At 72.0% G+C, this 23,323-nt stretch carries 23 protein-coding genes; 9 read left to right on the top strand and 14 right to left on the bottom strand.

What is annotated here, in order from left to right:
* Nucleotides 1-62: 62 nt before the first annotated feature.
* The gene (locus tag G412_RS0127675; RefSeq protein ID WP_028814915.1) at nucleotides 63-569 is read right to left on the bottom strand and encodes a rhodanese-like domain-containing protein; all 507 of its coding nucleotides are present in this window, start codon (nucleotides 567-569) and stop codon (nucleotides 63-65) included.
* A 94-nt stretch (nucleotides 570-663) separates the two neighbouring features.
* On the opposite strand from G412_RS0127675, the gene G412_RS0127680 reads away from it, so the two are divergent.
* On the top strand, nucleotides 664-1,110 hold the full coding sequence (locus G412_RS0127680; RefSeq protein WP_028814916.1) for an Lrp/AsnC family transcriptional regulator: 447 nt from the start codon (nucleotides 664-666) through the stop codon (nucleotides 1,108-1,110).
* On the opposite strand, the gene G412_RS0127685 is transcribed toward G412_RS0127680, so the two are convergent.
* The 4 genes from G412_RS0127685 to G412_RS0127700 form a co-directional block, all read right to left on the bottom strand.
* Entirely contained in the window at nucleotides 1,100-4,681 is a 3,582-nt protein-coding gene (locus G412_RS0127685; RefSeq protein WP_028814917.1) for an AAA family ATPase, read from the bottom strand. The genes G412_RS0127680 and G412_RS0127685 overlap by 11 nt on opposite strands.
* Nucleotides 4,678-5,844 (bottom strand): exonuclease SbcCD subunit D, encoded by a 1,167-nt coding sequence (locus G412_RS0127690; protein ID WP_028814918.1) that lies wholly within the window; start codon nucleotides 5,842-5,844, stop codon nucleotides 4,678-4,680. The genes G412_RS0127685 and G412_RS0127690 overlap by 4 nt, the downstream gene beginning before the upstream one ends.
* 149 nt (nucleotides 5,845-5,993) lie before the next feature.
* Nucleotides 5,994-6,620, bottom strand: a complete 627-nt coding sequence (locus G412_RS0127695; protein ID WP_028814919.1) for a YigZ family protein — start codon at nucleotides 6,618-6,620, stop codon at nucleotides 5,994-5,996.
* A 30-nt stretch (nucleotides 6,621-6,650) separates the two neighbouring features.
* Entirely contained in the window at nucleotides 6,651-7,205 is a 555-nt protein-coding gene (locus tag G412_RS0127700; protein WP_078607443.1) for a DoxX family membrane protein, read from the bottom strand.
* 205 nt (nucleotides 7,206-7,410) lie between these two features.
* Between G412_RS0127700 and G412_RS0127705 the strand changes: the two genes are divergently transcribed.
* Nucleotides 7,411-7,818 (top strand): CoA-binding protein, encoded by a 408-nt coding sequence (locus G412_RS0127705; RefSeq protein WP_028814921.1) that lies wholly within the window; start codon nucleotides 7,411-7,413, stop codon nucleotides 7,816-7,818.
* A 27-nt stretch (nucleotides 7,819-7,845) separates the two neighbouring features.
* On the opposite strand, the gene G412_RS0127710 is transcribed toward G412_RS0127705, so the two are convergent.
* Both G412_RS0127710 and G412_RS0127715 read right to left on the bottom strand, forming a co-directional pair.
* A complete protein-coding gene (locus tag G412_RS0127710; protein ID WP_028814922.1) occupies nucleotides 7,846-8,400 on the bottom strand; it encodes a YbaK/EbsC family protein in 555 nt (184 codons plus the stop codon).
* A gap of 96 nt (nucleotides 8,401-8,496) precedes the next feature.
* Entirely contained in the window at nucleotides 8,497-9,252 is a 756-nt protein-coding gene (locus G412_RS0127715) for an acyltransferase (RefSeq protein ID WP_028814923.1), read from the bottom strand.
* A gap of 143 nt (nucleotides 9,253-9,395) precedes the next feature.
* Between G412_RS0127715 and G412_RS0127720 the strand changes: the two genes are divergently transcribed.
* A complete protein-coding gene (locus G412_RS0127720; protein WP_028814924.1) occupies nucleotides 9,396-9,950 on the top strand; it encodes a gamma carbonic anhydrase family protein in 555 nt (184 codons plus the stop codon).
* Nucleotides 9,951-9,966: 16 nt separating this feature from the next.
* Here the strand turns inward: G412_RS0127720 and G412_RS36245 are convergent, their stop codons facing one another.
* Together G412_RS36245 and G412_RS0127730 are read right to left on the bottom strand one after the other, a co-directional pair.
* Nucleotides 9,967-10,674, bottom strand: coding sequence for a DedA family protein (locus G412_RS36245; RefSeq protein WP_037650055.1), 708 nt, complete (start codon nucleotides 10,672-10,674; stop codon nucleotides 9,967-9,969).
* Nucleotides 10,675-10,818: 144 nt separating this feature from the next.
* A complete protein-coding gene (locus tag G412_RS0127730) occupies nucleotides 10,819-11,256 on the bottom strand; it encodes a DUF4442 domain-containing protein (RefSeq protein WP_028814925.1) in 438 nt (145 codons plus the stop codon).
* A gap of 109 nt (nucleotides 11,257-11,365) precedes the next feature.
* Here G412_RS0127730 and G412_RS0127735 point away from each other — a divergent pair, with 109 nt between their 5' ends.
* Both G412_RS0127735 and G412_RS0127740 read left to right on the top strand, forming a co-directional pair.
* Nucleotides 11,366-12,364: a DUF8017 domain-containing protein gene (locus tag G412_RS0127735; protein ID WP_028814926.1), complete on the top strand. Its 999-nt coding sequence runs from the start codon at nucleotides 11,366-11,368 to the stop codon at nucleotides 12,362-12,364.
* Nucleotides 12,365-12,399: 35 nt separating this feature from the next.
* The gene (locus G412_RS0127740) at nucleotides 12,400-13,740 is read left to right on the top strand and encodes an MFS transporter (protein ID WP_106964178.1); all 1,341 of its coding nucleotides are present in this window, start codon (nucleotides 12,400-12,402) and stop codon (nucleotides 13,738-13,740) included.
* On the opposite strand, the gene G412_RS0127745 is transcribed toward G412_RS0127740, so the two are convergent.
* Nucleotides 13,702-14,547: a spermidine synthase gene (locus tag G412_RS0127745; RefSeq protein ID WP_028814928.1), complete on the bottom strand. Its 846-nt coding sequence runs from the start codon at nucleotides 14,545-14,547 to the stop codon at nucleotides 13,702-13,704. The genes G412_RS0127740 and G412_RS0127745 overlap by 39 nt on opposite strands.
* A 262-nt stretch (nucleotides 14,548-14,809) precedes the next feature.
* Nucleotides 14,810-15,997, bottom strand: coding sequence for an elongation factor Tu (tuf, locus tag G412_RS0127750; RefSeq protein WP_028814929.1), 1,188 nt, complete (start codon nucleotides 15,995-15,997; stop codon nucleotides 14,810-14,812).
* Between the two features lie 367 nt (nucleotides 15,998-16,364).
* On the opposite strand from tuf, the gene G412_RS0127755 reads away from it, so the two are divergent.
* Together G412_RS0127755 and G412_RS0127760 are read left to right on the top strand one after the other, a co-directional pair.
* On the top strand, nucleotides 16,365-17,090 hold the full coding sequence (locus tag G412_RS0127755) for a TVP38/TMEM64 family protein (RefSeq protein ID WP_028814930.1): 726 nt from the start codon (nucleotides 16,365-16,367) through the stop codon (nucleotides 17,088-17,090).
* 250 nt (nucleotides 17,091-17,340) lie between these two features.
* The gene (locus G412_RS0127760) at nucleotides 17,341-18,216 is read left to right on the top strand and encodes an undecaprenyl-diphosphate phosphatase (RefSeq protein ID WP_028814931.1); all 876 of its coding nucleotides are present in this window, start codon (nucleotides 17,341-17,343) and stop codon (nucleotides 18,214-18,216) included.
* Nucleotides 18,217-18,229: 13 nt separating this feature from the next.
* On the opposite strand, the gene G412_RS0127765 is transcribed toward G412_RS0127760, so the two are convergent.
* Entirely contained in the window at nucleotides 18,230-19,093 is an 864-nt protein-coding gene (locus G412_RS0127765; protein WP_028814932.1) for a pentapeptide repeat-containing protein, read from the bottom strand.
* A gap of 124 nt (nucleotides 19,094-19,217) precedes the next feature.
* Between G412_RS0127765 and G412_RS40340 the strand changes: the two genes are divergently transcribed.
* Together G412_RS40340 and lnt are read left to right on the top strand one after the other, a co-directional pair.
* Nucleotides 19,218-19,391 (top strand): hypothetical protein, encoded by a 174-nt coding sequence (locus tag G412_RS40340; RefSeq protein ID WP_167546496.1) that lies wholly within the window; start codon nucleotides 19,218-19,220, stop codon nucleotides 19,389-19,391.
* Between the two features lie 173 nt (nucleotides 19,392-19,564).
* Nucleotides 19,565-21,151 (top strand): apolipoprotein N-acyltransferase, encoded by a 1,587-nt coding sequence (lnt, locus tag G412_RS0127775; protein ID WP_028814933.1) that lies wholly within the window; start codon nucleotides 19,565-19,567, stop codon nucleotides 21,149-21,151.
* Here lnt and G412_RS0127780 read toward each other — a convergent pair.
* Both G412_RS0127780 and G412_RS36250 read right to left on the bottom strand, forming a co-directional pair.
* Nucleotides 21,072-21,980: a Gfo/Idh/MocA family protein gene (locus G412_RS0127780; RefSeq protein ID WP_028814934.1), complete on the bottom strand. Its 909-nt coding sequence runs from the start codon at nucleotides 21,978-21,980 to the stop codon at nucleotides 21,072-21,074. The genes lnt and G412_RS0127780 overlap by 80 nt on opposite strands.
* 11 nt (nucleotides 21,981-21,991) lie before the next feature.
* Entirely contained in the window at nucleotides 21,992-23,248 is a 1,257-nt protein-coding gene (locus G412_RS36250) for an FAD-dependent monooxygenase (RefSeq protein WP_051338654.1), read from the bottom strand.
* Nucleotides 23,249-23,323 lie beyond the last annotated feature (75 nt).

Raw genomic sequence — 23,323 nt, forward strand, 5'->3', positions numbered from 1 at the left:
GTGGGGCGCGGGACGCGCGGTTCCTGCGGCCCGTGCGTCACGTCGTACGGTGAAACCGGCCGTCAGCAGCCGCAGTTGTCCGGGCCGACGGGCGCGGTGAGGGGGTCGGTGTCGCGCCGCTGCCGGCCCTGCGAGGTCTCGACCTCGAAGCCCTCACGGATCCAGTACTCGATGCCGCCGAGCATTTCCTTGACCTGGTAGCCGAGTTCGGCAAGGGCGAGGGCGGCGCGGGTGCCGCCGTTGCAGGCGGGTCCCCAGCAGTAGGTGACGACCGGCACGGACGTGTCCAGGAGTCGCTCCGCCTGGGTGGGGATCAGCGCCGTGGGGAGGTGCAGGGCGCCGGGGATGTGGCCCTGGTCCCAGGACTCGGTCGAGCGGGAGTCGATCAGGACGAAACCGGGGTCCTCGCCGGACGCGAGGGCCGAGGCGACGTCGGACGGGTCGGTGTGGAAGGCGAGGCTGGCGCCGAAGTACGCGGCGGCCGCGGCGGGGGTGGCCGGCGGGACGCGCAGGACGGCGTTCGCGGTGGTGGAGGGGGCCTGGGCGGTGTCGGGCTGTGTCGTGGTCATGAGTAAAAATCTACGACGCGTGATCATCGGGCTGAAGTGAGATTCCCCGGCTCTTCTCTTGATCTGCCGGTGGATTCCCTGTTGTCTCTCCCGCATGACCGGATATTCACCGGACGCCACCGACTGGCGCATCCTGGAAGCCCTGCAACGCGAAGGCCGGGCCACTTTCGCCGAGCTGGCGCGCACCGTGTCCATGTCCGCGAGCGCCGTGACAGAGCGGGTGCGGCGGCTCGAAGAGGCCGGGGTGATCTCGGGCTACACGGCCGTCGTCGAGCAGGAGAAGCTGGGGATGCCGATCCTGGCGTTCGTACGGCTGCGCTATCCGCACGGCAACTACAAGCCGTTCCACGACCTGCTCGAAGTGACGACCGAGGTGCTGGAAGCACATCACGTCACGGGCGACGACTGCTTCGTCATGAAGGTCGCGGCCCGCTCGATGAAGCACCTGGAAGAGGTCTCCGGCCGGTTCGGCACGCTCGGCTCGGTCACCACCAGCGTCGTCTACTCCTCGCCGCTGCCACGGCGCGCGCTCAGCCGCTGACCCCGAAGGCGGTGCGGTGGCGCACCACGGAGCCGTGCCGGTCCTTGACGACCTCGAGCTGGGTGGTGACGCGGCGCCGCAGGTCGGCGACGTGGCTGACGATGCCGACGCTGCGGTCGCGTTCGCGCAGGGAGTCCAGTACGTCGAGGACCTCGTCCAGGGTCTGGTCGTCGAGGCTGCCGAAGCCCTCGTCGATGAAAAGCGTGTCGAGCCGTACGCCGCCGGCCTCATCGGTGACCACGTCGGCGAGGCCGAGCGCGAGGGCGAGCGAGGCGAAGAACGTCTCGCCGCCGGACAGGGTCGCCGTGTCGCGCTCGATGCCCGTCCAGGCGTCGACGACGTGCAGCCCGAGCCCGGAACGGCCGCGGCCGCCGGACCTGGCGTCGGAGTGGACAAGCGTGTAGCGGCCGGACGACATGCGCTGGAGGCGGGCCGTGGCGGCTGCCGCGACCTGCTCAAGGCGGGCCGCCAGGACGTACGACTCCAGCCGCATCTTGCGTTCGTTGTCGACGGAGGTGCCGGCTGTGAGCGAGGCGAGGCGGGCCACCCGTTCGTACTGCTCGCGCAGTGGACCCAGGCGCCTTGTCTCCTCGGCGGCCTGCCGCGACAGGGCGGTGAGGGCGGCGCAGCGCTCGCGGGCGGCGTCCAGGGCCGACGCGGCGTCGAGGAGTTGGCGCTCGGCGGCATCGAATGCCGCTTGGGCCTGCTGCGGTACGGCCTGGGGCCGGCGGGCGGCCGCGGCGGTCTCCGGCTCCGCGAGCCGGTCGGCCACGGCGGCCTGTTCGCGCTGCCAGTCGTCGATCCTGTGCTGGAGGTCGCGCTGCTCCGCTTCCCCGAGCAGCGCCTGAGCCGCGGCGTGCGGGGTGTCGAACCCGGCCTTGAACGCGGCGTCGGCGACCCGGTCGTGTGCCTCCTTGAGGCGCTGGGCGGTGACGTCGACCGCGCGCACTGCCTCGGCGGCTTCACCGAGCACGCGAACGCGGCGCTCCAGCAGCGCGGCGTGCTCGGCGACGCTGCGCGCTTCGCCGCGTGCGGCGGTCAACTCCGCTTCGAGGGAGGCCTGCTCGCGGTCCAGTGCCTCGCGCTGCGAGGTACGGGCGGCGGCCCGGCGCTCGGCCTGCTGCTGCGCGTCGACGCGTCGCGCGTACTCGCGCTCGGCACGGTCCAGCGCCTCGCGGGCGGCGTGCAGACCGGCGGCGGCGGTGCGCGCTGCCGCGTGCTCGCGGCGCAATTCCTCGACGAGGCGGGCCAGTTCGCGGACGCTCACGTCACGAGGGCCGCCCGCGCGCGGGGCCGTACCTCCGCCGAACGCCGAGCCGTCACACGCCTCATCCAGCGGGTCCGACTCGGCCGCCGGTCCCGCGTACTGCGCCGGGACAGCCGGCCCGGCCTCCTGAGAGTCCTCAAGGCGCGCACCGGCGCCGCCTCCGCCCGGCCCCGCACTACGGCCCGCTGCCCGGTCCGGGAGGCCGGAGCCCGCCACTTCGCCCACACCGGAGCCGACAGCGCGGCCGACACCGGCCGTTCCCGTTCCGTCCCGCCCCGCATCGCTGCCCGCCACTGCGCCCAGCAAGCCGGAAACCGCCCCCGGAGCCCCGTCCGCCGCGCCGGTCCGGGCTCCGGACGCGTCCTGCCGGGCGGCCGCCGTCCCGGTGGGGTCTTCCGCCGGGGACGTCGGGGAAGGCACGGCAGCGGAAGCCGCCCCGCCGGCCGGTCCCGCACCGGCGCCGTCCCCCGCGAAGCCGGACGCCTGCGCCGGGTGAGATGCGGTGCCGGCGCCGGTCCGCGCGGTGGGCCTCGTCGCCTCCGAAGTCACGCTTTCGGCGTCGGAGCCCCGCGCCTCGGCGCGGGCCGCCGCGTGGTCCTCCCGTACCGCTGCCAGCGCGCGCTCCGCCCTGCCGCGCGCCGCCTCGGCGTGGGTGTGGGCCTCGTACGCCGCCTCTTCCGCTGTACGGTCCACCTGGTCCGCAGCCGCCCGCGCGGGCTTCGGGTGCTCCGGCGAGCCGCAGACCGCGCACGCTTCACCGTCGCGCAGGCCCGCCGCCAGCTCCGCCGCGATGCCCCGCAGCCGGCGTTCCTTCAGGTCCAGCCACCTCTCGTGCGCCGCGGCTGCCCCGTCGCGGGCCGCCCGCAGCCGGTCCTCGGCGGCTGTGACCTGCTCGGCGAGTACGTCGCGCCGGCGCGCGGCGTCGAGTCTGCGGCGGGCCGGTTCCAGCCTGCCCGCCAGGTGCTCCGCGCGGGTCACCGCGTCCTGCGCCGCCTCGATGCGCTCCTGGCAGCGGCGGCGGGTCGCGTCCCAGCCGCCCAGCCAGTCGGCGGCGTCCCGCAGCAGCTCGTCGTCGTCGCGGGCCTGGCGCTCCAGCGCCGCCCGCTCCCGGCCGATCTCCTCGCTCCGCCGCTCCGCCCTGCGCGCGGCTTCCAGGCCCCCGAGGTCCTGGCGCAGGGTGCGTTCCAGCGCGGCGAGCTGTTCGGCTCCGGCGTCGGCGAGGTCCGCCGGCAGTTCGGCCCGCGAGCGCTCGCGGGCGCCGCTCGCCGCGCGGTGCTCCCGCTCGGCGTCGTCGCGCAGTGACAGGGCCGGGGCGACGCGCTCGGCCCGGCGGGCGCGCTCGTGCCGCTCACGCAGCCGCTCGTACTCGGGGCGCCGCGCTTCGAGTGCGTCGGCGCGCCGCCGCGCGTCGGCGTAACGCTGCTGGAGGGCGGCCAGTTCGCGCTCGTCCTCCAGCGTGCGCCGGGCCGCCGCCCGCCGGCTTCCCGCCGCGGCGACCGCCGACTCCGCGATGTCCAGGCGCTCGCGCGCACCGCTGCGCGCGATCGCGGCCCATTCCCGTACGGCTTCGGCGAGTCCGGGCTCGCCCGGCTGCGCGCCGGGCAGGGGCCAGGCTCGCGCGTCCGCGCTGTCGCCCGCCGCCTGTGCCATCCGCTGCGCGACGGCGAGGAGCCGCTCGTCCCCCGCGCGCACCTGCTGCTCCGCGGCGCGGCGCAGTTCGGCGAGCCGTTCCTCGACGGCGGCGAAGCGGCGGGTGTCGAAGAGCCGGCCGAGGAGCTTGCCGCGTGCCTCCGCGTCGGCGCGCAGGAAGCGCGCGAAGTCGCCCTGGGGCAGCAGCACCACCTGGCAGAACTGTTCCCGGCTCATGCCGAGAAGCTGCGTGATCTCCTCGCCGATCTCCTGGTGGGAGCGGCTGAGCGCCTTCCACCCGGTGTCGGGTACGTACTCGCGCAGCCAGCTCTGCGCCTTCTCCGTGGTGAAGCCGGTGCCCTTCTTCTTGGGGCGCGGCTGTGCGGGCCGCCGGGTGACCTTCAGACGCCGTCCGCCCACCGTCAGTTCGAGGCGTACTTCCGTGGGCAGGTCGTGCGGTGCGTGGTCGCTGCGCAGCGAGGCGCCGGGGCTCTGCCGGGCTCCGGGCACAGCCCCGTACAGCGCGTAGCAGACGGCGTCCAGGACGGACGTCTTGCCCGCACCGGTCGGTCCGTGCAGGAGGAAGATCCCGTCGGCGCTGAGCGCGTCGAAGTCGATTTCCTGGGTGGCGCCGAAGGGTCCGAAGGCCGTGATGTCCAGCGAGTGCAGTCTCACCGGGCGACCTCACGCGTCATGTCGTCCACGCGTACGTCGTCGAAGGCGTCGTGCAGCACTGTGCGCTCCCGCTCGTCCGGTCCGCTGCCGCCGCGCACATGGGCCACGAAGTCCGCCGCGATCTGCCGGTCGTCGCGCCCCCTGAGCCGCTGGGCGTACGACGCGAGGGGGTCCTCGGGGGCCCGCTCGGGGTCGAACACGAGGCTGATGGTGTGCGGGAAACGCGCGCAGAGCCGCGCCATGGGTTCCGTGGGACGTACGGGATCGGTGAGCGTCGCCTCGATCCAGGAATCCTCGTGACGTTCCAGGGAACGGTCTTCGACGAGTTCCTCCAGGCGCCCCCGGATCCGGGCGACCCGCCTCGGCACGGGGCAGTCGAGCCGCTCCGCCTCGATCTCCCCGCCGGGCCCGAGATCGAGCAGCCACATCGTCTTGCGGTGGTCCGCTTCGGAGAAGGAGTACGCGAGCGGGGAGCCCGAGTACCGCACCCGCGTGGTGATGGTCTGCGAGCCGTGGAGGTGGCCCAGCGCCACGTAGTCGACGCCGTCGAAGACACCGGCGGGTACGGACGCCACGCCGCCGATCGTGATGTCGCGTTCACTGTCGCTCGGTTCGCCGCCCGCTACGAAGGCGTGTGCGAGAACGACCGACCGGGTGCCCTCGGGCCGTCCGGCGAGGTCCGCTCGTACGCGGTCCATCGCCGCTCCGATGACCGCCTCGTGGCCCACCTTGGTGACCTTGAACTCTTCGCGCACCAGGGCGGGCTCCAGATACGGCAGCCCGTAGAAGGCGACGTCGCCGTGCGCGTCGCGCAGTACGACGGGCGTCGTACAACCGGCAGGGTCGGTACGCAGGTGGATTCCGGCCCGGTCGATGAGCCCGGCGCCGACTCCCAGCCTGCGCGCGGAGTCGTGGTTGCCGGAGATCATGACCGTCGGCACACCGGCGGCGGCGAGCTGGTGCAGAGTCCGGTCGAAGAGTTCGACGGCGGCGAGCGGCGGCACCGCCCTGTCGTACACGTCACCCGCGACGAGTACGGCTTCCACGTCGCGTTCGCGGACCGTCGCCACCAGGTGGTCGAGGAACGCGGCCTGGGCGTCGAGCAGGTTCACCCGGTGGAAGGACCGCCCCAGATGCCAGTCCGACGTGTGCAGAATCCTCAAGAGACGGCTCCGGCCCGCACTTTTACTTCCTCCGCCCCTGAGCCCGCACCGAATCGGCGCGGACCTGACTGTCAGCACTGTCAGCACCGACCACGTTAGCGCCGCCCGGCACCTCGCCCACCACGGACCTCGTTTTTGCCATGGCCGTCTCAGGCGTCGCCGTACGCCTCTCCGCCGACCTCGAATCCCGCCGTGCCCGCCGTGGTGTCGGCGAGCCAGGCACGGAACGGCTCGACGTCCGCCTCCGGCAGCCCGACCTCGATGGTGACCGCCTCGGCGTACCGGACGTCGCGCACCGCGCGGCCGGTGGCCCGCAGGTCGTTCTCCAGCTTTCCGGCCCGCTGGTGGTCGACGGTGACGGTGGCGAGCCGGAAGCGCCGTCTGGTGATCGTGCCGACGGCGTCCAGGGCTTCGCCGACCACTCCCCCGTACGCCCTGATCAGCCCGCCCGCGCCGAGTTTCACACCGCCGTAGTAGCGGGTGACGACGGCGACGGTGTACCGGACCTCGCGGCGCGTCAGCATCTGGAGCATCGGTACGCCCGCCGTGCCGCCCGGCTCGCCGTCGTCGCTCGCCTTCTGCACGGAGGCGTCCGCGCCGATGAGGTACGCGAAGCAGTTGTGCGACGCCGTCGGGTGCTCCTTGCGGACGCGCGCGATGAAGTCCTGCGCCTCGCGTTCGGTAGCGGCGGGCGCGAGCGCGCAGAGGAAGCGCGACCTGTTGATCTCGGCTTCGTGCACGCCCGCGCGGGCGACGGTCCGGTACTGCTCCTGCATTCGGCCCACCCTATGCGCAGGCCGTGGCGGCTACTTCCGGATGAGCAGGATCACGGCCGCGGCCACCACGCCGGTCACCACGGCGGTGACGCCGTACGCGAGACGGTGGGTGCGCAGGCCGGGCAGGAAGCGGTCTACGGCGTACCGGCCGGGACCCGCCAGGGTGAGCGCGGTGGCGGCCGCGGTGAGGAGCACTTCGTACTCCACGCCCTCGGGGGCCAGGAAGCCGCCGCCCCACTTCACCGCGAGCACGTTGACCATGGTGCCCACGACGGCCGCACCCGCCAGGGGGGTGAGCAGCCCGAGCGCGAGCCCGAGACCGCCGAGGGTCTCGGTGAGACCGGCCACGACGGCCATCGCCTCACCGGCCGGGTAGCCGCTCGCGGTGAAGAACTTTCCGGTTCCTTCGATCCCGCCGCCGCCGAACCAGCCGAAGAGTTTCTGCGCACCGTGCACGGCCATGGTCAGCCCGAGGGCGAGACGGAGCACGAGGAGACCGGCGTCGTAGCCGTGAAGCGAGGGCGTACGGCCGGTCGAGGTGCCGCTGATGACGGGTACGCCGAGGGTGCTCGTGGGGGGAGTCATTGAGGGGCTCTCTCCTGTTGCCTGTTGGGGGACGGGCTCGCGTTACTTGAAACTTCAAGTCGCACCTCGCGACGATACACATCGGTACAACGTTGAACAACAACGCACATGTGAACAGTTCGCGCGTCATCGCGGGAATGCCCGCACGACACCGCCTGTTGGTCAGGGTCACAAGCAGTGACCTTTCGACTCCAGGAGGCAGGGCGTGTACGGCGACCCGGCAACGATCCGCAGGATCCTCACGCAGTCCGGCGACACGTGGGCGGTGGTGGGCCTTTCCGGCAACCGGGCGCGGGCCGCGTACGGCGTCGCCGAGGTGCTCCAGCGCTACGGCAAGCGCATCGTCCCGGTGCACCCCAAGGCCGAGACGGTCCACGGCGAGCAGGGGTACGCCTCGCTGGCCGACATCCCGTTCCCGGTCGATGTCGTGGACGTATTCGTCAACAGCCACCTCGCGGGCGGCGTCGCGGACGAGGCGGCGGCGATCGGCGCCAAGGCGGTGTGGTTCCAGCTCGGGGTGATCGACGAGGCGGCGTACGACCGCACCCGCGCGGCGGGCCTTGACATGGTCATGGACCGCTGCCCGGCGATCGAGATCCCCCGGCTCGGCTGAGGGACGACCCGGCCGCGACGGACCGGCTCAGACGCCGAGCCCGTCGATGACGACCGCGCCCGGCAGGCCCGCGAAGGCCTTGCCGGGCACGATGAGCTTGCCCCTGCGGCGGCCGCTGCCCACCAGGACCCACGGGACGCCGGTGACGGCGGAGTCCACGAGGAGCGGCCAGCCGGCGGGGAGCCCGATCGGCGTGATGCCGCCGTACTCCATCCCGGTCTCCCCGACGGCCGTGGCCATCGGGGCGAACGACGCCTTGCGCGCGCCGAGCTGCCTGCGGACGGCGCCGTTCACGTCGACGCGCGTACGGGAGAGGACCACGCAGGCGGCCAGGGTGCTCTCGCCGCCCCGCTTGCCGGCGACGACCACGCAGTTCGCCGACGCGTCGAGAAGCCCGGCGCCGTAGTGCGCGGCGAAGGCCGCCGTGTCGGCGATGCCGGGGTCGGTGTCGACGTAGATCAGCTCGTCGGCGGGTACGTCGTTGTTCCATGCGCGCACGGCGTCCGCGACCGGCGCGGTGAGCTGGTCGAGGCAGTCGGGGGCCGGGGTCGCGCTGTCGAAGTCTCCGAGAGGTGTGCGCATGGATCCGACGCTAACAGCCGCCGCCCCGAAGCGTGTTGGGTGTCTCGGCGTACGGGCGGCAGGGACACGGCCCTCGCCGCCGGGAGACCGGGCGGCTCACTCGGCGCTCTCCGCCTCCAGCTCGGCCAGCGCCAGCAACTGCTCCGGAGTGACACCCTCCGGAATCGGTACGGGCGGGGGCGTCCGCAGCGGCGGCTGCCAGCCCTTCGCCGCGTCCCAGCTGCGTACGACACGGGCGGGCGCCCCGGCCACCACCGCGTGGTCGGGCACCTCTCCCCGTACGACCGCACCCGCCGCGACGACGACGTTACGGCCGAGCCGGGCGCCCGGAAGTATCACGGCGCCCGTGCCGATCCAGCAGCCGGGGCCTATCTCCACCGGGTCCATGCGGGGCCACTGCTTGCCGACGGGGACGTCCGGATCGTCATAACTGTGGTTGGTGGACGTCACGTACACGAAGGGGCCGAAGTAGCAGTCGTCGGCGATGCTCACCGTCGTATCGGCGATGACATGACTGCCCCGGCCGAGGACCACACCGTTGCCCAGCCGCAGGATCGGGTCCGGGCCGAGGTCGAGACCGGGCATCATGCCGGCGGTCAGCGTGACCTGTTCGCCGATGATGCAGTGGTCGCCGAGGTGGATCCACTGCTCACCGAACACGGTGCCTTGCGGGAAGGCGAGTTTCGTTCCGGTGCCGATCGCACCGAAGCGCAGCCGCCCCGGATGCTCGGCGCTGACCGCTCCGGCCTGCTGGAGCCAGCGCCAGCCGCCGTGCACGGCGCTGCTCACCAGGCGGCGACGGCAGGCGGCCAACGCGGACAACGCAGAGAACGTGTTTCTGTTCTTCGGCACCCGCACACGGTAGTCGGCGGGACGCGGGCGCTCCGCCGCGGCCTGCTGTGACGTTCGCCCCACCCGGCACCCCAGGGGCCGGAGGCGTCGCTTACGGTTCCCCTGGCGCGACCGACCGGCACAGAAGCACCAAGGAGCACGCGATGGCAGAGCAGGCTTTGATCACCGGCGTGGGCGGCAAGAAGCCGAAGATCGACCCGTCGGCCTTCGCCGCCCCGACGTCCGTCGTGATCGGAGACGTCACGCTGGGCGCGGGCGCCAGCGTCTGGTACCACACCGTGCTGCGCGCCGACTGCGGGCCGATCGTCCTCGGCGCCGACAGCAACATCCAGGACAACTGCACCGTGCATGTGGATCCGGGCTTCCCCGTCACCGTCGGCGATCGTGTCTCGGTCGGGCACAACGCCGTACTGCACGGGTGCACCGTCGAGGACGACGTCCTGGTCGGCATGGGCGCAACGGTGCTCAACGGCGCGCACATCGGCGCCGGTTCCCTGATCGCCGCGCAGGCGCTGGTGCCGCAGGGCATGCGCGTGCCACCGGGCTCGCTCGTCGCGGGCGTACCCGCCAAGGTGAAGCGGGAGCTGACGGACGAGGAGCGCGAGGGCATCAGGCTGAACGCCGCGATGTACCTGGAGCTGGCCAAGGGCCACCGCGAGGCGCACGCCGGCCGGCAGACCGGCGGACCGGCGGACTAACCGCGGCGTGGAGCGGTCACTCGGCGGTCGCCGCGACCTTCTCCGGTGCGGCGGCCGCCGGCCGGCCCACGGCCTCGGACCGCGCCTCTGCCGCCGCCTCCGCCTGAGCGGCAGACTGAGCGGCGGCCTTCTTCGCGCGGTTCTTGAGTACGAGCATCGAGGTGAGGCCGAACAGTACGGCGACCACCAGCCCCAGCCACGAGAAGCGCTTGAGCCACGCCTCCGCGACCACACCCACCGAGTAGACGACCGCCGTGGTGCCGCCCGCCCACAGGATGCCGCCGAAGACGTTGGCGATGAGGAACTTCCAGTACGGCATGCGCAGTACGCCCGCGAGCGGACCCGCGAAGATCCGCAGCAGCGCCACGAAGCGGCCGAAGAAGACCGCCCACATGCCCCACTTCTCGAACGAACGCTCCGCCATCGCGATGTTGGATGCGCTGAAGTGCTTGGGGAACCTCCGGCCCAGTTTCGCCAGCAGCGGCCTGCCGCCCCTGCGCCCGATCGCGTAACCGATCGAGTCACCGATGATGGCGCCCGCCGTGGCGCAAGCACCGAGTACGTACGGGTTGATGTCGCCGTGCTGCGAGGCGAGCAGGGCCGAGCTCACGAGAACGATCTCGCCCGGCAGCGGAATGCCCAGACTCTCCAGCCCGATGACGACCCCCACCAGGAGGTAAATGCTGACCGCCGGGATGGTCTCGAGCCACTCCGTGATGTGCAACGCCGGTTCCTGTCGTCGTAAGAGTCGTCGTAAAAAAGGTGCGGTCTGTCCGCCGTGCGCCCCCGTGGCACACGGCGGGCAGCCTACCCGCACCTCGTCACCCCGTGACGGCGTCCGGACGGTCGCACCCGTCACACGGGCAGGTCAGCCATTGGGGCGCAGGGTCCATACGACCGTCATCTCGCCGGTCACAGCGCCGTCCTCGCGCTGGATGGAGATCACGACGGGGAACTCGGGACGCTGTCCGGCGTCGAGCTCCGCGACCACGTCCGCCACCGGGCGGCCGAGCGTCGCGGTAGCGGTGACCACGCCCATGGCGAGCTTCTTGTACCCGATCTCGGCCTTGACAGCGAGCGGCACGGCACGCGATAGCTGGTCGCCGAAGGCGGCGATGACGATGGCGCCGCTCGCCGACTCGGCGAGGGTGAACATCGCGCCGGCGTGGGGGCCGCCCACGTGGTTGTGGTAATCGGCCTGGTCCGGCAGGCGGACGACGGCGCGCTCCGCGGTGGTCTCCAGGAACTCGAGGTTGAGGGTACGGGCCATGGGAACCGTGGCGACGAGCATGTCGCCGACGGACATCTGATCTGCGCTCATGAAGCGCGAGGTTACCCGTGAGTAGGCAAGCTTGGCCATCCCCTCAGGGGGCGGACGCGGCGACCGTGGCCACGCACCTCTATCGTTACGGGCCATGTGGCCAGGACAGCAGCCGCCCGGGGGCGAGCAGAACCCGCAGGACGCGCATCAGAACCCGTACCAGCAGCCGGGTCACCAGCAGCCGGGATACCCGCAGCCCGGCCAGCAGCAGCCTGGGTACCAGCAGCCCGGTTACCAGCAGCCCAACCCCTACCAGCAGCCGGCCGCGCCGCAGTACGCGCCTCCGGTGCCGCCGGGCGGTCCCCGTCCGCCGGACGGCAACCGGAAGAAGACCACCGTCGTCGCGATCGTCGTGGCCACCGCCGTCGTCGCGGCGGCCGTGATCGCCGGGGTGGCGGTCCTGGGTAAGGACGACGACGAGGGCGGCGGCGGCACGCGGGCAGATGGCCGGAAGACCTCGTCGTCGCCCACCGCCACAGCCGAGGAGCCCACTACTCCGCCCTCCCCTGCCGAGAATCCGCGCGGCGGCTCGGTCGAGGAGAGCAAGCCGACGATTCCCGGCTGGAAGGTCGTCACCAACCCGAAACACGGCACGCGCTTCGACGTACCGCCGGATTGGGAAGTGAAGCCGCCCGGACTGAGCATCAGCTTCACGGACGACAAGGACAAGCCCCTCATCGGGATGTCGGCACCGGCGTACTTCAAGCCCGACTGGTGCGACAACGGAGTGCTCGGCGCGGCCGGGACGCGGGGTGCGAACGGCGCCGGCAAGGCGGGCCCCGAGGCCGAGAACGTGGCCGCCGGGTGGGTTTTCGCCGGGTTCGACCAGGAGGAGACCGGCACGTTCAAGATCTCCAAGGCCACGCCGTTCACCGCCACGTCCGGGCTCAAGGGCAGTGTTTCCGTCGCGACCGTCACGGGCGTCAAGAAGAAGGAGAAGTGCGACACCGACGGCAAGTCGATCGCCTTCGCCTTCAAGAACGCCAACGGTGACTTCGCCGTCTGGTCCCTGTTCACCTCGAAGGGCGTCAAGGACGAACTCCCCGACGCGACCATCAAGCGGATCCTCGGCACCGTCCGGCTGGCCGACTGAATCTGGCCGGAATCTGTCGCCCGACCGGTTTGGCAATGGCGGGCGACGACAGCGATAGTCCCCGAGTGACCTTCCCTGCCGCCGCTCCCCGCCGCGTCCGCCGCCCCGAATGGGCAGGCCGCAACTACGTTCTGCTGACCGCCGCCGCGATCGTGACGAACCTGGGTACCCATGGTGCGTTGATCGCGGCGGCGTTCGCGGTCCTGGAGGCGGGCGGGGACGGCGGGGACGTGGGTCTGGTGGCCGCGGCCCGTACCCTGCCGCTCGTCCTGTTCCTCCTCATAGGCGGCGCGATAGCCGACCGGGTGCCGCGGCACCGCGTGATGGTCGCCGCCAACACCCTCAACTGCCTTTCCCAGGCCGCCTTCGCGTTCCTCGTCCTGACGGGCGACTCCCAGTTGTGGCAGATGATGCTCCTGACCGGCCTCTGCGGCGCGGGCCAGGCCTTCTTCAACCCGGCGGCCGAGGGCATGCTCCTGTCCAGCGTCAGCGGCGAACAGGCCAACCGCGCCTTCGCCCTCTTCCGTATGGCCATGCACGGCGCCGCCATCGGCGGCGCGGCGCTCGGCGGCGCACTGATCGCCGCGGTCGGCCCCGGCTGGGTCCTCGCCGTCGACGCCGCCGCGTTCGCCCTCGCCGGCGCGCTGCGCGCCTTCCTCGACGTGAGCCACATCGCGCCCCGCGAACCGGGCGGCGGGATGCTCTCCGATCTGCGCGAAGGCTGGCGCGAGGTCATCGGGCGGCCCTGGCTGTGGAGCATCGTGCTGCAGTTCTCGGTGGTCGTTGCGGTCGTGGGAGCCGCCGAGGCGGTGTACGGGCCCCTGGTGGCCGAGGACGAACTGGGCGGCGCCGCGCCCTGGGGCCTCGCCCTGGCCGCCTTCGGTGCCGGCACGTTCGGCGGCGCACTGGTGATGATGCGGTGGAAGCCCCGGCGCCTGCTGCTCGCCGGAACGCTGTGCGTCTTCCCGCTCGCCCTGCCGTCGGCGGCGCTCGCCGTGCCGCTGCCGGTGGCCGGTCTCGCCGCGGTGATGTTCTTCAGCGGTATCGCGATCGAGGTGTTCGGCGTCTCCTGGATGACAGCGCTCCATCAGGAGATTCCGGAGGAGAAGTTCTCGCGGGTGTCGGCGTACGACTGGTTCGGTTCGGTAGCGATGCTGCCCCTGGCCACGGCGGTCGCGGGGCCCGTCGAGAGCCTCGTCGGACGCCACGAGGCGCTGTGGGGGTGTGCGGCGCTGGTGGTCCTCGTCACGGCCGCGGTGCTGTTCGTGCCCGACGTACGGAATCTGACGCGCCGTACGCATGAAGTGGCGAAGGGGGAGGCGGCGGCTCTCGCCGTGTCAGCCGATGCCGAAGGCCCCGCCGGGCGGCTCGGGTGACTCGACCGCGTCCGCGTCGCGTACGACCGTCGCGCCTGCGGTGAAGCGCGCCAGCGAAGGGCCGCTCTCCACGCGCGCGGGGAAGACGTCGGCGGCGGTCCTGCGGGCCAGGGCCGCCGTGTCGATGGGCGCGTGCGATGCGACGAGCACCGCGTTGCCGAAGCGCCGGCCGCGCAGCACACCCGGTTCGGCGATCAGGGCGATCTCTTCGAAGACGGCCGCAAAGTTGGCCACTTGGGAGCGCAGGAAGGCGAACGGCGCGCCGTCCGCGAGGTTGGCGGCGTAGATCCCGCCGGGGCGCAGGACGCGTCCGGTCAGCCGGGCGTACTCGACGGACGTGAGATGCGCGGGCACCCGGGAACCACCGAAGACGTCGGCCACGATCACGTCGGCGGAAGCGGCGGGTGCGTTTTCGAGCCACTCGCGCGCGTCGGCGCCGTGCACGCGTACACCGGACCCGTCCGGCAGCGGCAGATGCTCGGTGACCAGCGCCAGCAGGCCCCGGTCGGCCTCCACCACGTCCTGGAGCGAGCCCGGCCTGGTGGCGGCGGTGTAGCGGGGCAGCGACAGGCCACCGCCGCCGAGGTGCAGTACGTCGAGGGGTACGCCCTCTTCGGCCGCGCAGTCCACGACGTGGGCGAGCCGCCGCGCGTACTCGAACTCCAGGTGGGTGGGCTCGTCGAGATCGACGTACGACTGGGGCGCGCCGTCGACCGTCAGCAGCCAGGCCCGCGGGCGGTCCACGTCGGGCATCAGCTTGGCGGTGCCCCAGTCCACGTCCCGGATCACGGGCATCGGCTCGTCCACCCCACCATTGTGCGCCGGGCAGGCGGAGTGGATTTCGCCCCCACGGCAACCATCCCGCCCGCCTTGCGGCAACATCCCGCCTGCCCCGCGCAGCCCATCCACCCCGCCCTGCGGCAACCATCCAGCCCGTCCGGCGTTTGAGGACACGCCCGGAGGGCGTCCGGGGGTCTGGGGGGTTGGCCCCCCACGCGGCGGAGCCGCAAATGTCACAGCCGGGAAGGGGCGGGTAGGGGAACAGCTCCCCAGGACCCGCCCGACCCGCTCAGGCCACGACGCTCGCCACCGTGCCCGCACCCACCGTGCGACCGCCTTCCCGGATCGCGAAGCCGAGCCCCACCTCCAACGGCACCTCGCGGCCCAGCTCCACAGTCACCATGACCGTGTCACCAGGGCGCGCGACAGCCGTGTCGCCGAGGTCGATGTCGCCGACGACATCCGCGGTACGGATGTAGAACTGCGGCCGGTACCCGCTCGTGACGGGCGTCGTACGGCCGCCCTCCCGCGCCGACAACACGTACACCTGCGCGGTGAACCGCCTGGTGGGCACGGTGCTGCCCGGCGCCGCCACCACGTGACCGCGGCGCACCGCGTCACGCGGCATGCCGCGCAGCAGCAGCGCGACGTTGTCCCCGGCCTCGGCGGACTCCATCGGCTTCCCGAACGTCTCCAGTCCGGTCACGACCGTCTCGACCGCTTTCAATGTCACAGTCGCGCCGAGCACTTCCACCCGGTCACCGACCCTGATCGTGCCGCGCTCGACCGCACCGGTCACGACCGTGCCGCGCCCGGTGATGGTCAGTACGTTCTCCACCGGCATGAGGAACGGCGCGTCCGTGTAGCGCTCCGGGATCGGTACGTACGTGTCCACCGCGTCCAGCAGCGCCTCGATCGCCGCCGTCCAGCGCGGGTCGCCCTCCAGCGCCCTGAGCCCCGACACCCGTACGACCGGCACGGCGTCGCCGCCGTAGCCGTGCGCGGAGAGCAGGTCGCGTACCTCCAGCTCGACCAGGTCGGTCAGCTCCTCGTCACCCGCGTCGGCCTTGTTCAGGGCGACGACGATGTGGTCGACGCCGACCTGGCGGGCGAGCAGGACGTGCTCCGCGGTCTGCGGCATGATCCCGTCGAGCGCGGACACGACGAGGATCGCCCCGTCGAGCTGCGCGGCTCCCGTGACCATGTTCTTGACGTAGTCGGCGTGGCCGGGCATGTCGACATGGGCGTAGTGCCGGGTGTCGGTCTCGTACTCGACGTGCGCGATGTTGATGGTGATGCCGCGCAGCGCCTCCTCGGGGGCCCGGTCGATGCGGTCGAACGGCACGAACGTGCCCGTCCCGCGCTCGCTCAGGACCTTGGTGATGGCGGCGGTCAGGGTGGTCTTGCCGTGGTCGACGTGGCCCATGGTGCCGATGTTCAGGTGCGGCTTGGTGCGTACGTATGCCGTCTTGGGCATGGTGATCTTCCTTGGAAGGTCGAAGCGTGAGGGGACCCCTGGGCCTTGCCGACCCTCCCCCTGTGGGGTCCGCCGGACGATCCGGGAAGGGTCAGCTTCGGGCGCCGCCGAAGGGCGCTGCCGCAGCGGCGACTGCGGCCGCTGCCGGGGGCATCGCGGCAGCCTTCGGCGCGGCCGCGACTGCGGTCCGTGCTGCGAGGAAGGCGTGCCTGAACATGAGTTGATCCTCGCCGAGGGGCCTCGCTGCGTCGAATGATTTATCGCGACACGCTGAAAGCGCTCAACGCATTGGACGCGTTGTCCGCGCGACCGGGTCCCCCGCTGCGCGTTACGGCGATCACACGCACTTGTCGGTTAGTCTCCCCGGATGCTCGACACCGCCGCCCCGCCCGCACCCGCGCCCGCGGGGCTCGCCGTTCGCTGCACCAGGACGCTGCTCTCACCGCGGTCACGGCTGTCGCTCCTCGTCGTGATGCTCGCGGCAGCGGTGACGGCGGTGCTGGTCTTCGAGCCGCAGCGGCTGCTGAGCGCGGGCTGGCCGCCCCAGCTCAGCGGCGCGGCGGCCGTGGTGCTCTTCGGTGTCGCGTACGGGCTGTGCACAGCGGCGTTCGTACCGCGCCCGATCCTCAATCTGGCGGCCGGCGCCCTCTTCGGCTCCCAGGCGGGTCTCGCCGCCGCCGTCGCGGGAACCGTCATCGGTGCCGGGATCGCCTTCGGTCTGGGCCGCGTGCTGGGCCAGGACGCGCTGCGTCCGCTGCTGCGCGGGCGGGCGCTGCTCGCGGCGGACGGTCAGCTCAGCCGGCACGGTTTCCGTACGATGCTCGCCATCCGGCTGTTCCCGGGTGTGCCGTTCGCGGCCGCCAACTACTGCGCCGCGGTTTCCCGCATGGGATGGTTTCCCTTCCTCCTGGCGACGGGGATCGGTTCGATCCCGAACACGGCGGCGTACGTCATCGCGGGGAGCAGCGCCTCTTCCCCGACGTCGCCCGCGTTCCTGCTCGCCATGGGGTTCATCGCGCTGTCGGGGCTCGCCGCGGCAGTGGTCGCCTGGCGCAAGCGGCACCGCCTGCGCGGCGAGCGGTCCGGTGCCTGAACGCCTCAGTCACCCGCGCCAGTCACCCGCGCCACCCTGCGGCGAAAAGGTCGAGCACGACGTCCTGACCCCGCACTTCCGCGCGCCCGGCCGGACACCCGCGAGGCCGGTCTCCGCCTGATCGGGTACGCAGTCGGGGGCTTCCCGCAGGGCCGACATCTTCGGGCGATACGCTGCCCACCAACTGACCTTGACTGCATCTGCACGCTGCACGCCGCTGCACCAATACATCCGGGACGGCATTAGCCCCATGAGTTGGTTCGAATCATTCATCCTCGGACTCGTCCAGGGGCTCACCGAGTTTCTGCCGATCTCGTCGAGCGCCCACCTGCGACTGACAGCCGCCTTCGCCGGCTGGCACGACCCGGGTGCCGCGTTCACCGCGATCACTCAGATCGGTACCGAAGCGGCCGTACTCATCTACTTCCGCAAGGACATCGCGCGGATCATCTCCGCGTGGTGCAAGTCGCTCGTCGACCGGTCGATGCGCGGTGACCACGACGCCCAGATGGGCTGGCTCGTCATCGTCGGCTCCATTCCCATCGGCGTACTCGGCGTCACCTTCAAGGACCAGATCGAGGGACCGTTCCGCGATCTGCGGCTGATCGCCACCACGCTGATCGTCATGGGCATCGTCCTCGGCGTCGCCGACCGCCTCGCGGCCCGTGACGAGGCCGGCGGGAAGCACCGCGCGATCAGGGAGCGCAAGACGCTCAAGGAGCTGGGTGTCAGGGACGGCCTGATCTTCGGCGTCTGCCAGGCCATGGCCCTGATCCCCGGTGTCTCGCGCTCCGGCGCGACGATCAGCGGCGGTCTGCTGATGGGCTACACCCGCGAGGCGGCGGCGCGCTATTCGTTCCTGCTCGCCATTCCCGCGGTGCTGGCTTCCGGGGTGTTCGAGCTCAAGGACGCGAGCGAGGGCGGCCATGTGTCGTGGGGTCCGACGGTCTTCGCGACGATCATCGCGTTCCTGGTCGGTTATGCGGTGATCGCGTGGTTCATGAAATTTATTACGACCAAGAGCTTCATGCCGTTCGTGATCTACCGCATCGTGCTCGGCATCGTGCTGTTCGTCCTGGTCGGCACGGACACGCTGAGCCCCCACGCGGGCGAGTCGGCGGGCTGATCTCTGCCGCAGCTCACCAGTGCGAAGGGCGGGTCAGCGCGGGCGGGAGCCTGGTGCCGGGGTCGCCCTTCGCCGCGTTCAGCTGCGACTGGGTGAGGAAGAAACTCCCCGTGAGGTCGGCGCCCGAGAGGTCGGCGTCGCGGAAGTCGGCCCCGATCAGGTCGGTCACCCTCAGGTCGGCGCCCCTGAGGTCGGCGCCTATCAGGTACGCCCCTCTGAGGTCCGCGCCTCGCAGGTCGGCGCCTTTAAGGTTCGCGCCGATGAGGTCGGCGCCTCTGCGGGCCTTGTTCCTGGCGCCCTTCTTGCCCTTGGCGCCCTTCGTGACGCCTGCTCGCACCAGTTCGCTCGTACGCAGCAGGAGAGCGTTGACGTCCTGCCGGTGGGCCGCCACGTCCAGGGCGAGGAGCTCGTCGGGACTGCCCTGCACGAGGCGCTCGATCTTGGTCAGCTCGCCGCGGAGGTCCCCGTGGAGGGCGCGGGCCGGTCGCAGCTCCAGCGCCTCGGTCAGGTACCAGAGCAGCTCATGGAGCTGCCGCACGACCGGGAGCAGCGCGAACATCTGCTGCGCGGTTCCGGGTGCCTGGCGCCAGTCCTGTCCGGCGTACGTCACCTGGGAGATCTGCTGCCCGGCGCCGAAGCAGTCGTACACGGTGCAGCCCTGGTAGCCCTGTGACCTCAGACGATCGTGGATACCGCAGCGGAAGTCCGTCCGGAGATTGGTGCAGGGCTGCCCCGCGTCCTTGTCGGCCGCGAAATCGGCGGAGGCCGTGAAGGCGAGTGCGACACAACACAGTCCGAAGCAGTTCGCGCAGTCGGCCCGCAGTGCCAGGGCGCCTCGGCCGATGTCGGATTTCGCATGAACGCGCTGCTCGGACAAGGTGTGGGATCTCCTGATGCGGGTAAGAGACACCGCCGTCCGGTGCCCGGCGATCAACCTTAGTGCGAGGAAAGCCACTGCCGTTCTGGTGCTCACTGTCAGTGGCTGGCCGTAGTCTGGTCGCATGTACCGCTCACCCCCGCCGGTCGGTTCCGTGCGGCCCCTGACCGAGGCGAACGAGGCGATCCGCGCCCTCGTCGACTCGCGCGCGGACGATGCCTGGCCTGCGGACGAGTACGAGCTGCTGCTGCTTCAGTGGGCCGCGGCCGTACGCGGCGAGATCGCCGAAGCGGCCTAGCCGACCCGCCCGACGCTGCTCGAAGCCGCGCCCGGCGACTGGGCGGTGCCTGTTACGCCTGGGACTCGGCGGGCACACTGTCCGCGATCGCCGCGCTGCCCCACACTGGTGGCAGGGACTGCTCCCGGATCCCTCACGGGCGCGGGGCAGGCGGCAGGACGAGGAGGCGCAGCATGCGGATTCCGGCCGGCCGGTGGGACCGGCTGTCGTCGCCCTGGTGGCGCGGCGCCGCCGCGGTGGCGCTCGGAGCTCTGCCCGCGCTTGCCTTCCCCGCTCCCTCCCTCTGGTGGTTCGCGTACGTCGCCCTCGTGCCGTGGATGCTGTTGATCCGCTCCGCGCCGAACGGTCGGCGAGCGGCTCTGGACGGCTGGCTCGGCGCCACCGGGTTCATGATCGCCGTACATCACTGGCTGATGCCGAGCCTGCATGTGTTCATCGTCATCCTGGCGGCTCTGCTGGCGCTTCTGTGGCTGCCCTGGGGCTGGCTGGTGAGGTGGATGCTGGGCGGAGCCCCTTCGGTCCTTCGCGTGACGGCCGCGCTCGCCGTCATCCCCTCCGGCTGGCTGATGGCGGAACTCGTCAGGTCCTGGCAGGGACTGGGCGGCCCGTGGGGGCTGCTGGGTTCCAGCCAGTGGGAGGTCACCCCCGCGCTGCGGCTGGCCTCGGTCGGCGGTGTCTGGCTGGTGAGCCTGCTGGTGGTCGCGGTGAACACCTGCGTCGTCGTACTGGTGGCCGTGCGCCGGGCCCGTAGGCCCGTGGTGGCCGCGCTGGTGGCCTGCGCCGTCGCGGTGGGCGCCGTGTGGGCGTGGGCGCCGCGCCCCGAGCCGTCGGGCCGGGTGCGCGTGGCGGTCGTACAGCCGGGTGTCGTCAGCGGCCCGGAGCGGCGGTTCGACCTCAGCGAGGCCCTTACCCGCGACCTGGCGGGACGGGATCTCGACCTGGTGGTGTGGGGCGAGAGCAGCGTCGGCGCGGATCTGACCGAACGCCCGGACCTCGCGGCCAGGCTCGCCGCCCTCTCCCGGCAGGTGGACGCGGAAGTACTGGTGAATGTGGACGCCCGCCGCCCCGACCGGCCCGGCATCTTCAAGAGTTCCGTGCTGGTCGGCCCGGAGGGCGTCACCGGCCGGCGCTACGACAAGATGCGCCTGGTCCCCTTCGGCGAGTACGTCCCCGCGCGTTCCCTCCTCGGCTGGGCGACCGCGGTGGGCAAGGCCGCGAGCGAGGACCGCAGGCGCGGGACGAGCCCCGTGGTGATGACGCTGTCCGGCGGCGGCGCCACCGGCGGGCTGCGGGTCGGTCCGCTGGTGTGCTTCGAGTCCGCGTTCCCCGACATGAGCAGGGAGCTGACCCGGCGTGACGCGCAGGTGCTGGTCACCCAGTCGGCGACGTCGACGTTCCAGGAGAGCTGGGCGCCCGAGCAGCACGCCTCACTCGCGGCGCTGCGGGCCGCCGAGAACGGACGCCCGGTGGTGCACGCGACGCTGACCGGCGTCAGCGCGGTGTTCGGTCCGGGCGGCGAGCGCGTCGGCGCGCCGCTGGGGACGGACGAGAGCACTGCCGCCGTGTACGACATCCCGCTGGCCGAGGGCACGACGGCGTACGTCCGGGCGGGCGACTGGGCCGTCCACGGCGCGCTCGCCGTCCTGGTCCTGCTGGGCGCGGCGCAGGGCGTACGGACCCTCAGGCGGCCTGCTGCTCCTGCGCCGCCCGGACCACCCGCTCGCACAGCTCGTGCGTCAGCAGCGCGTCCTGGGCGCTGAGGAGCTCTCCGGCCCGTACGGCGTCGAGGAAGGTGTCGACGGACTGCTCGATGCCGCGCTGGCGGGCCACCGGCACCCAGTCGCCGCGACGGCGAATGGTCGGCTGCCCCTTGTGGTCGACGATCTCGGCGAGGTTGACGACCTGGCGCTTCGCGTCCTGTCCGGAGACTTCGAGGATCTCCTCGGTGGAGCCGTTCCTCCGGTTCATGGTGCCGATGGCGGTGAACCCGTCGCCGGAGAGCTGGAGGACGACGTGGTGTATCAGGCCCTCGACGACCCTGGCGCGTACGTCGATGTGGTCGACCGTGCCGGGAACCAGGAAGCGCAGGGTGTCGACGACGTGGATGAAGTCGTCGAGGACGAGGGTACGCGGATCCTCGGGCAGGCCGACGCGGTTCTTCTGCATGAGGATCAGGTCGCGCGGGTGCTCGGCGCACTGCGCGTAACCGGGGGCGAGACGGCGGTTGAAGCCGACGGCGAGGCTGACGCCACGCTCCTCGGCGAGCCGCACGAGCCGCTCGGACTCGGCGAGTTCGTACGCGAGCGGCTTGTCGACGTACGTCGGTACGCCTGCCTCCAGGAGCCGGGTCACGATCTGCGGGTGCACGGCGGTGGGCGCGTGCACGAAGGCGGCGTCCAGTCCCTGGTCGAGCAGCGCGTCGAGTCCGGTGTGGCACTGCGTGTCGGGGATGCGGTAGGTCGCGGCGATCCGCGCGAGGGTGGCGGGCGTGCGGGTCTGCAGGTGGAGGTCGATCCCCGGCCGGGTGGTCAGTACGGGCAGATAGGCCTTCTGAGCGATGTCTCCGAGCCCGATGACGCCGACCTTCACAGAGGGTCTCCCTAACGCTGTGCCTGATGAGCCTGTTGATCGCGGACCTGGCGGTCCCGTGCCCCGGCAGCATACGTGCGCTGCGGCGGCAGCCAGTCGGCGATGCCGTCGAAGGTGCGCAGGGCGAGACCGGGGCCGAAGCCGGCGAGGGTCATCACGGTGTCGCGCAGGGCGACGGCCGGGGCGCTGCGGACCGACATCAGGCGGGCGATCCTCGCGGACTTGCGGACGATGCCGGTGGTGCGCGGCAGCCGGTCCGCGGAGTACGACGCCAGGCCGGTCGCGACATCGCCCGCGTCCGGGAGGTGGTGGGCCAGCACGATGCCGTCCTCGATGGCCTGGTTGCCGCCCTGGCCCATGGTGGGTGCCATGGCGTGCGCGGCGTCACCGAGCAGCACGGTCCTGCCGCGGTGGAAGGCGGGCAGAGGCGTGATCAGGTGGTGGACGTCGTGCCGCAGGACCTGGTCGGGGGCGGCCGCGTCGATGATGCGCGGCACGGGGTCGTGCCAGTTCCCGAATCTGCGCAGGAGTTCGGCCTTCTCACCGTCGGCCGACCGGCCTCCGGCCGGGGCCACGGCAGCGGCGTACGCGTAGACCCGGCCGTCCTTCAGCGGCTGACTGCCCCACAGCGCGCCACGGCCCCAGCTCTCGTGGGGCTCGAAGGGGGCGACGGGGGCCGGTATGACCACGCGCCACGTGGTGATTCCGGCGTAGACGGGGCCGGGGTGGTCCGGGAAGAGGGCGCGGCGCATCGCGGAGTTGATGCCGTCGGCGCCGATGACGAGGTCGGCCTCGATGTCCCCGCCGGGCGTGGTGACCACGGCGGGGCGCCCGCCTGCCGCTCCGGGATCGGCCAGGGTCGCGGGCGATCCGGTGCGTACCGCGCCCTCGGGCAGCCGGGCGGCGATGCGGTCGACGAGGGTGGAGCGGTGGACCAGGACGAGGGGGCCGCCGAACCGCTCGGTGGCGGCGGAGCTGCTCGTACGGGCGAGCCGGCGGCCGCTGGGGGAACGCATGCCGCCGTCGCCCTGCCAGGCGGCCAGTTCACGGATCTCCTCGCCGAGGCCGATGACGTCGAGGGCGTGGTGCCCGTTGGGGGCGAGACCGATTCCGGCACCGACCGCTTCCACGGCCGCCGCGCGCTCCAGGACGGTGACGTGCCAGCCGCGCTGGTGGAGGGCGACCGCGGCGGTCAGTCCGCCGATGCCGCTTCCTACGACGACGGCGTGGGGACGGCCTTGGGGCTGCGGCTCGGGACGTGCGGCCATGACTCCTCCTCGGCAACTACACCTGTAGTGACTTCTTGAGCGTACTACAGGTGTAGTCGTCGCGGTAGATTGGGC

This window comes from Streptomyces flavidovirens DSM 40150, from assembly GCF_000429085.1.
In the GTDB taxonomy this organism is placed as follows: Bacteria; Actinomycetota; Actinomycetes; order Streptomycetales; family Streptomycetaceae; genus Streptomyces; species Streptomyces flavidovirens.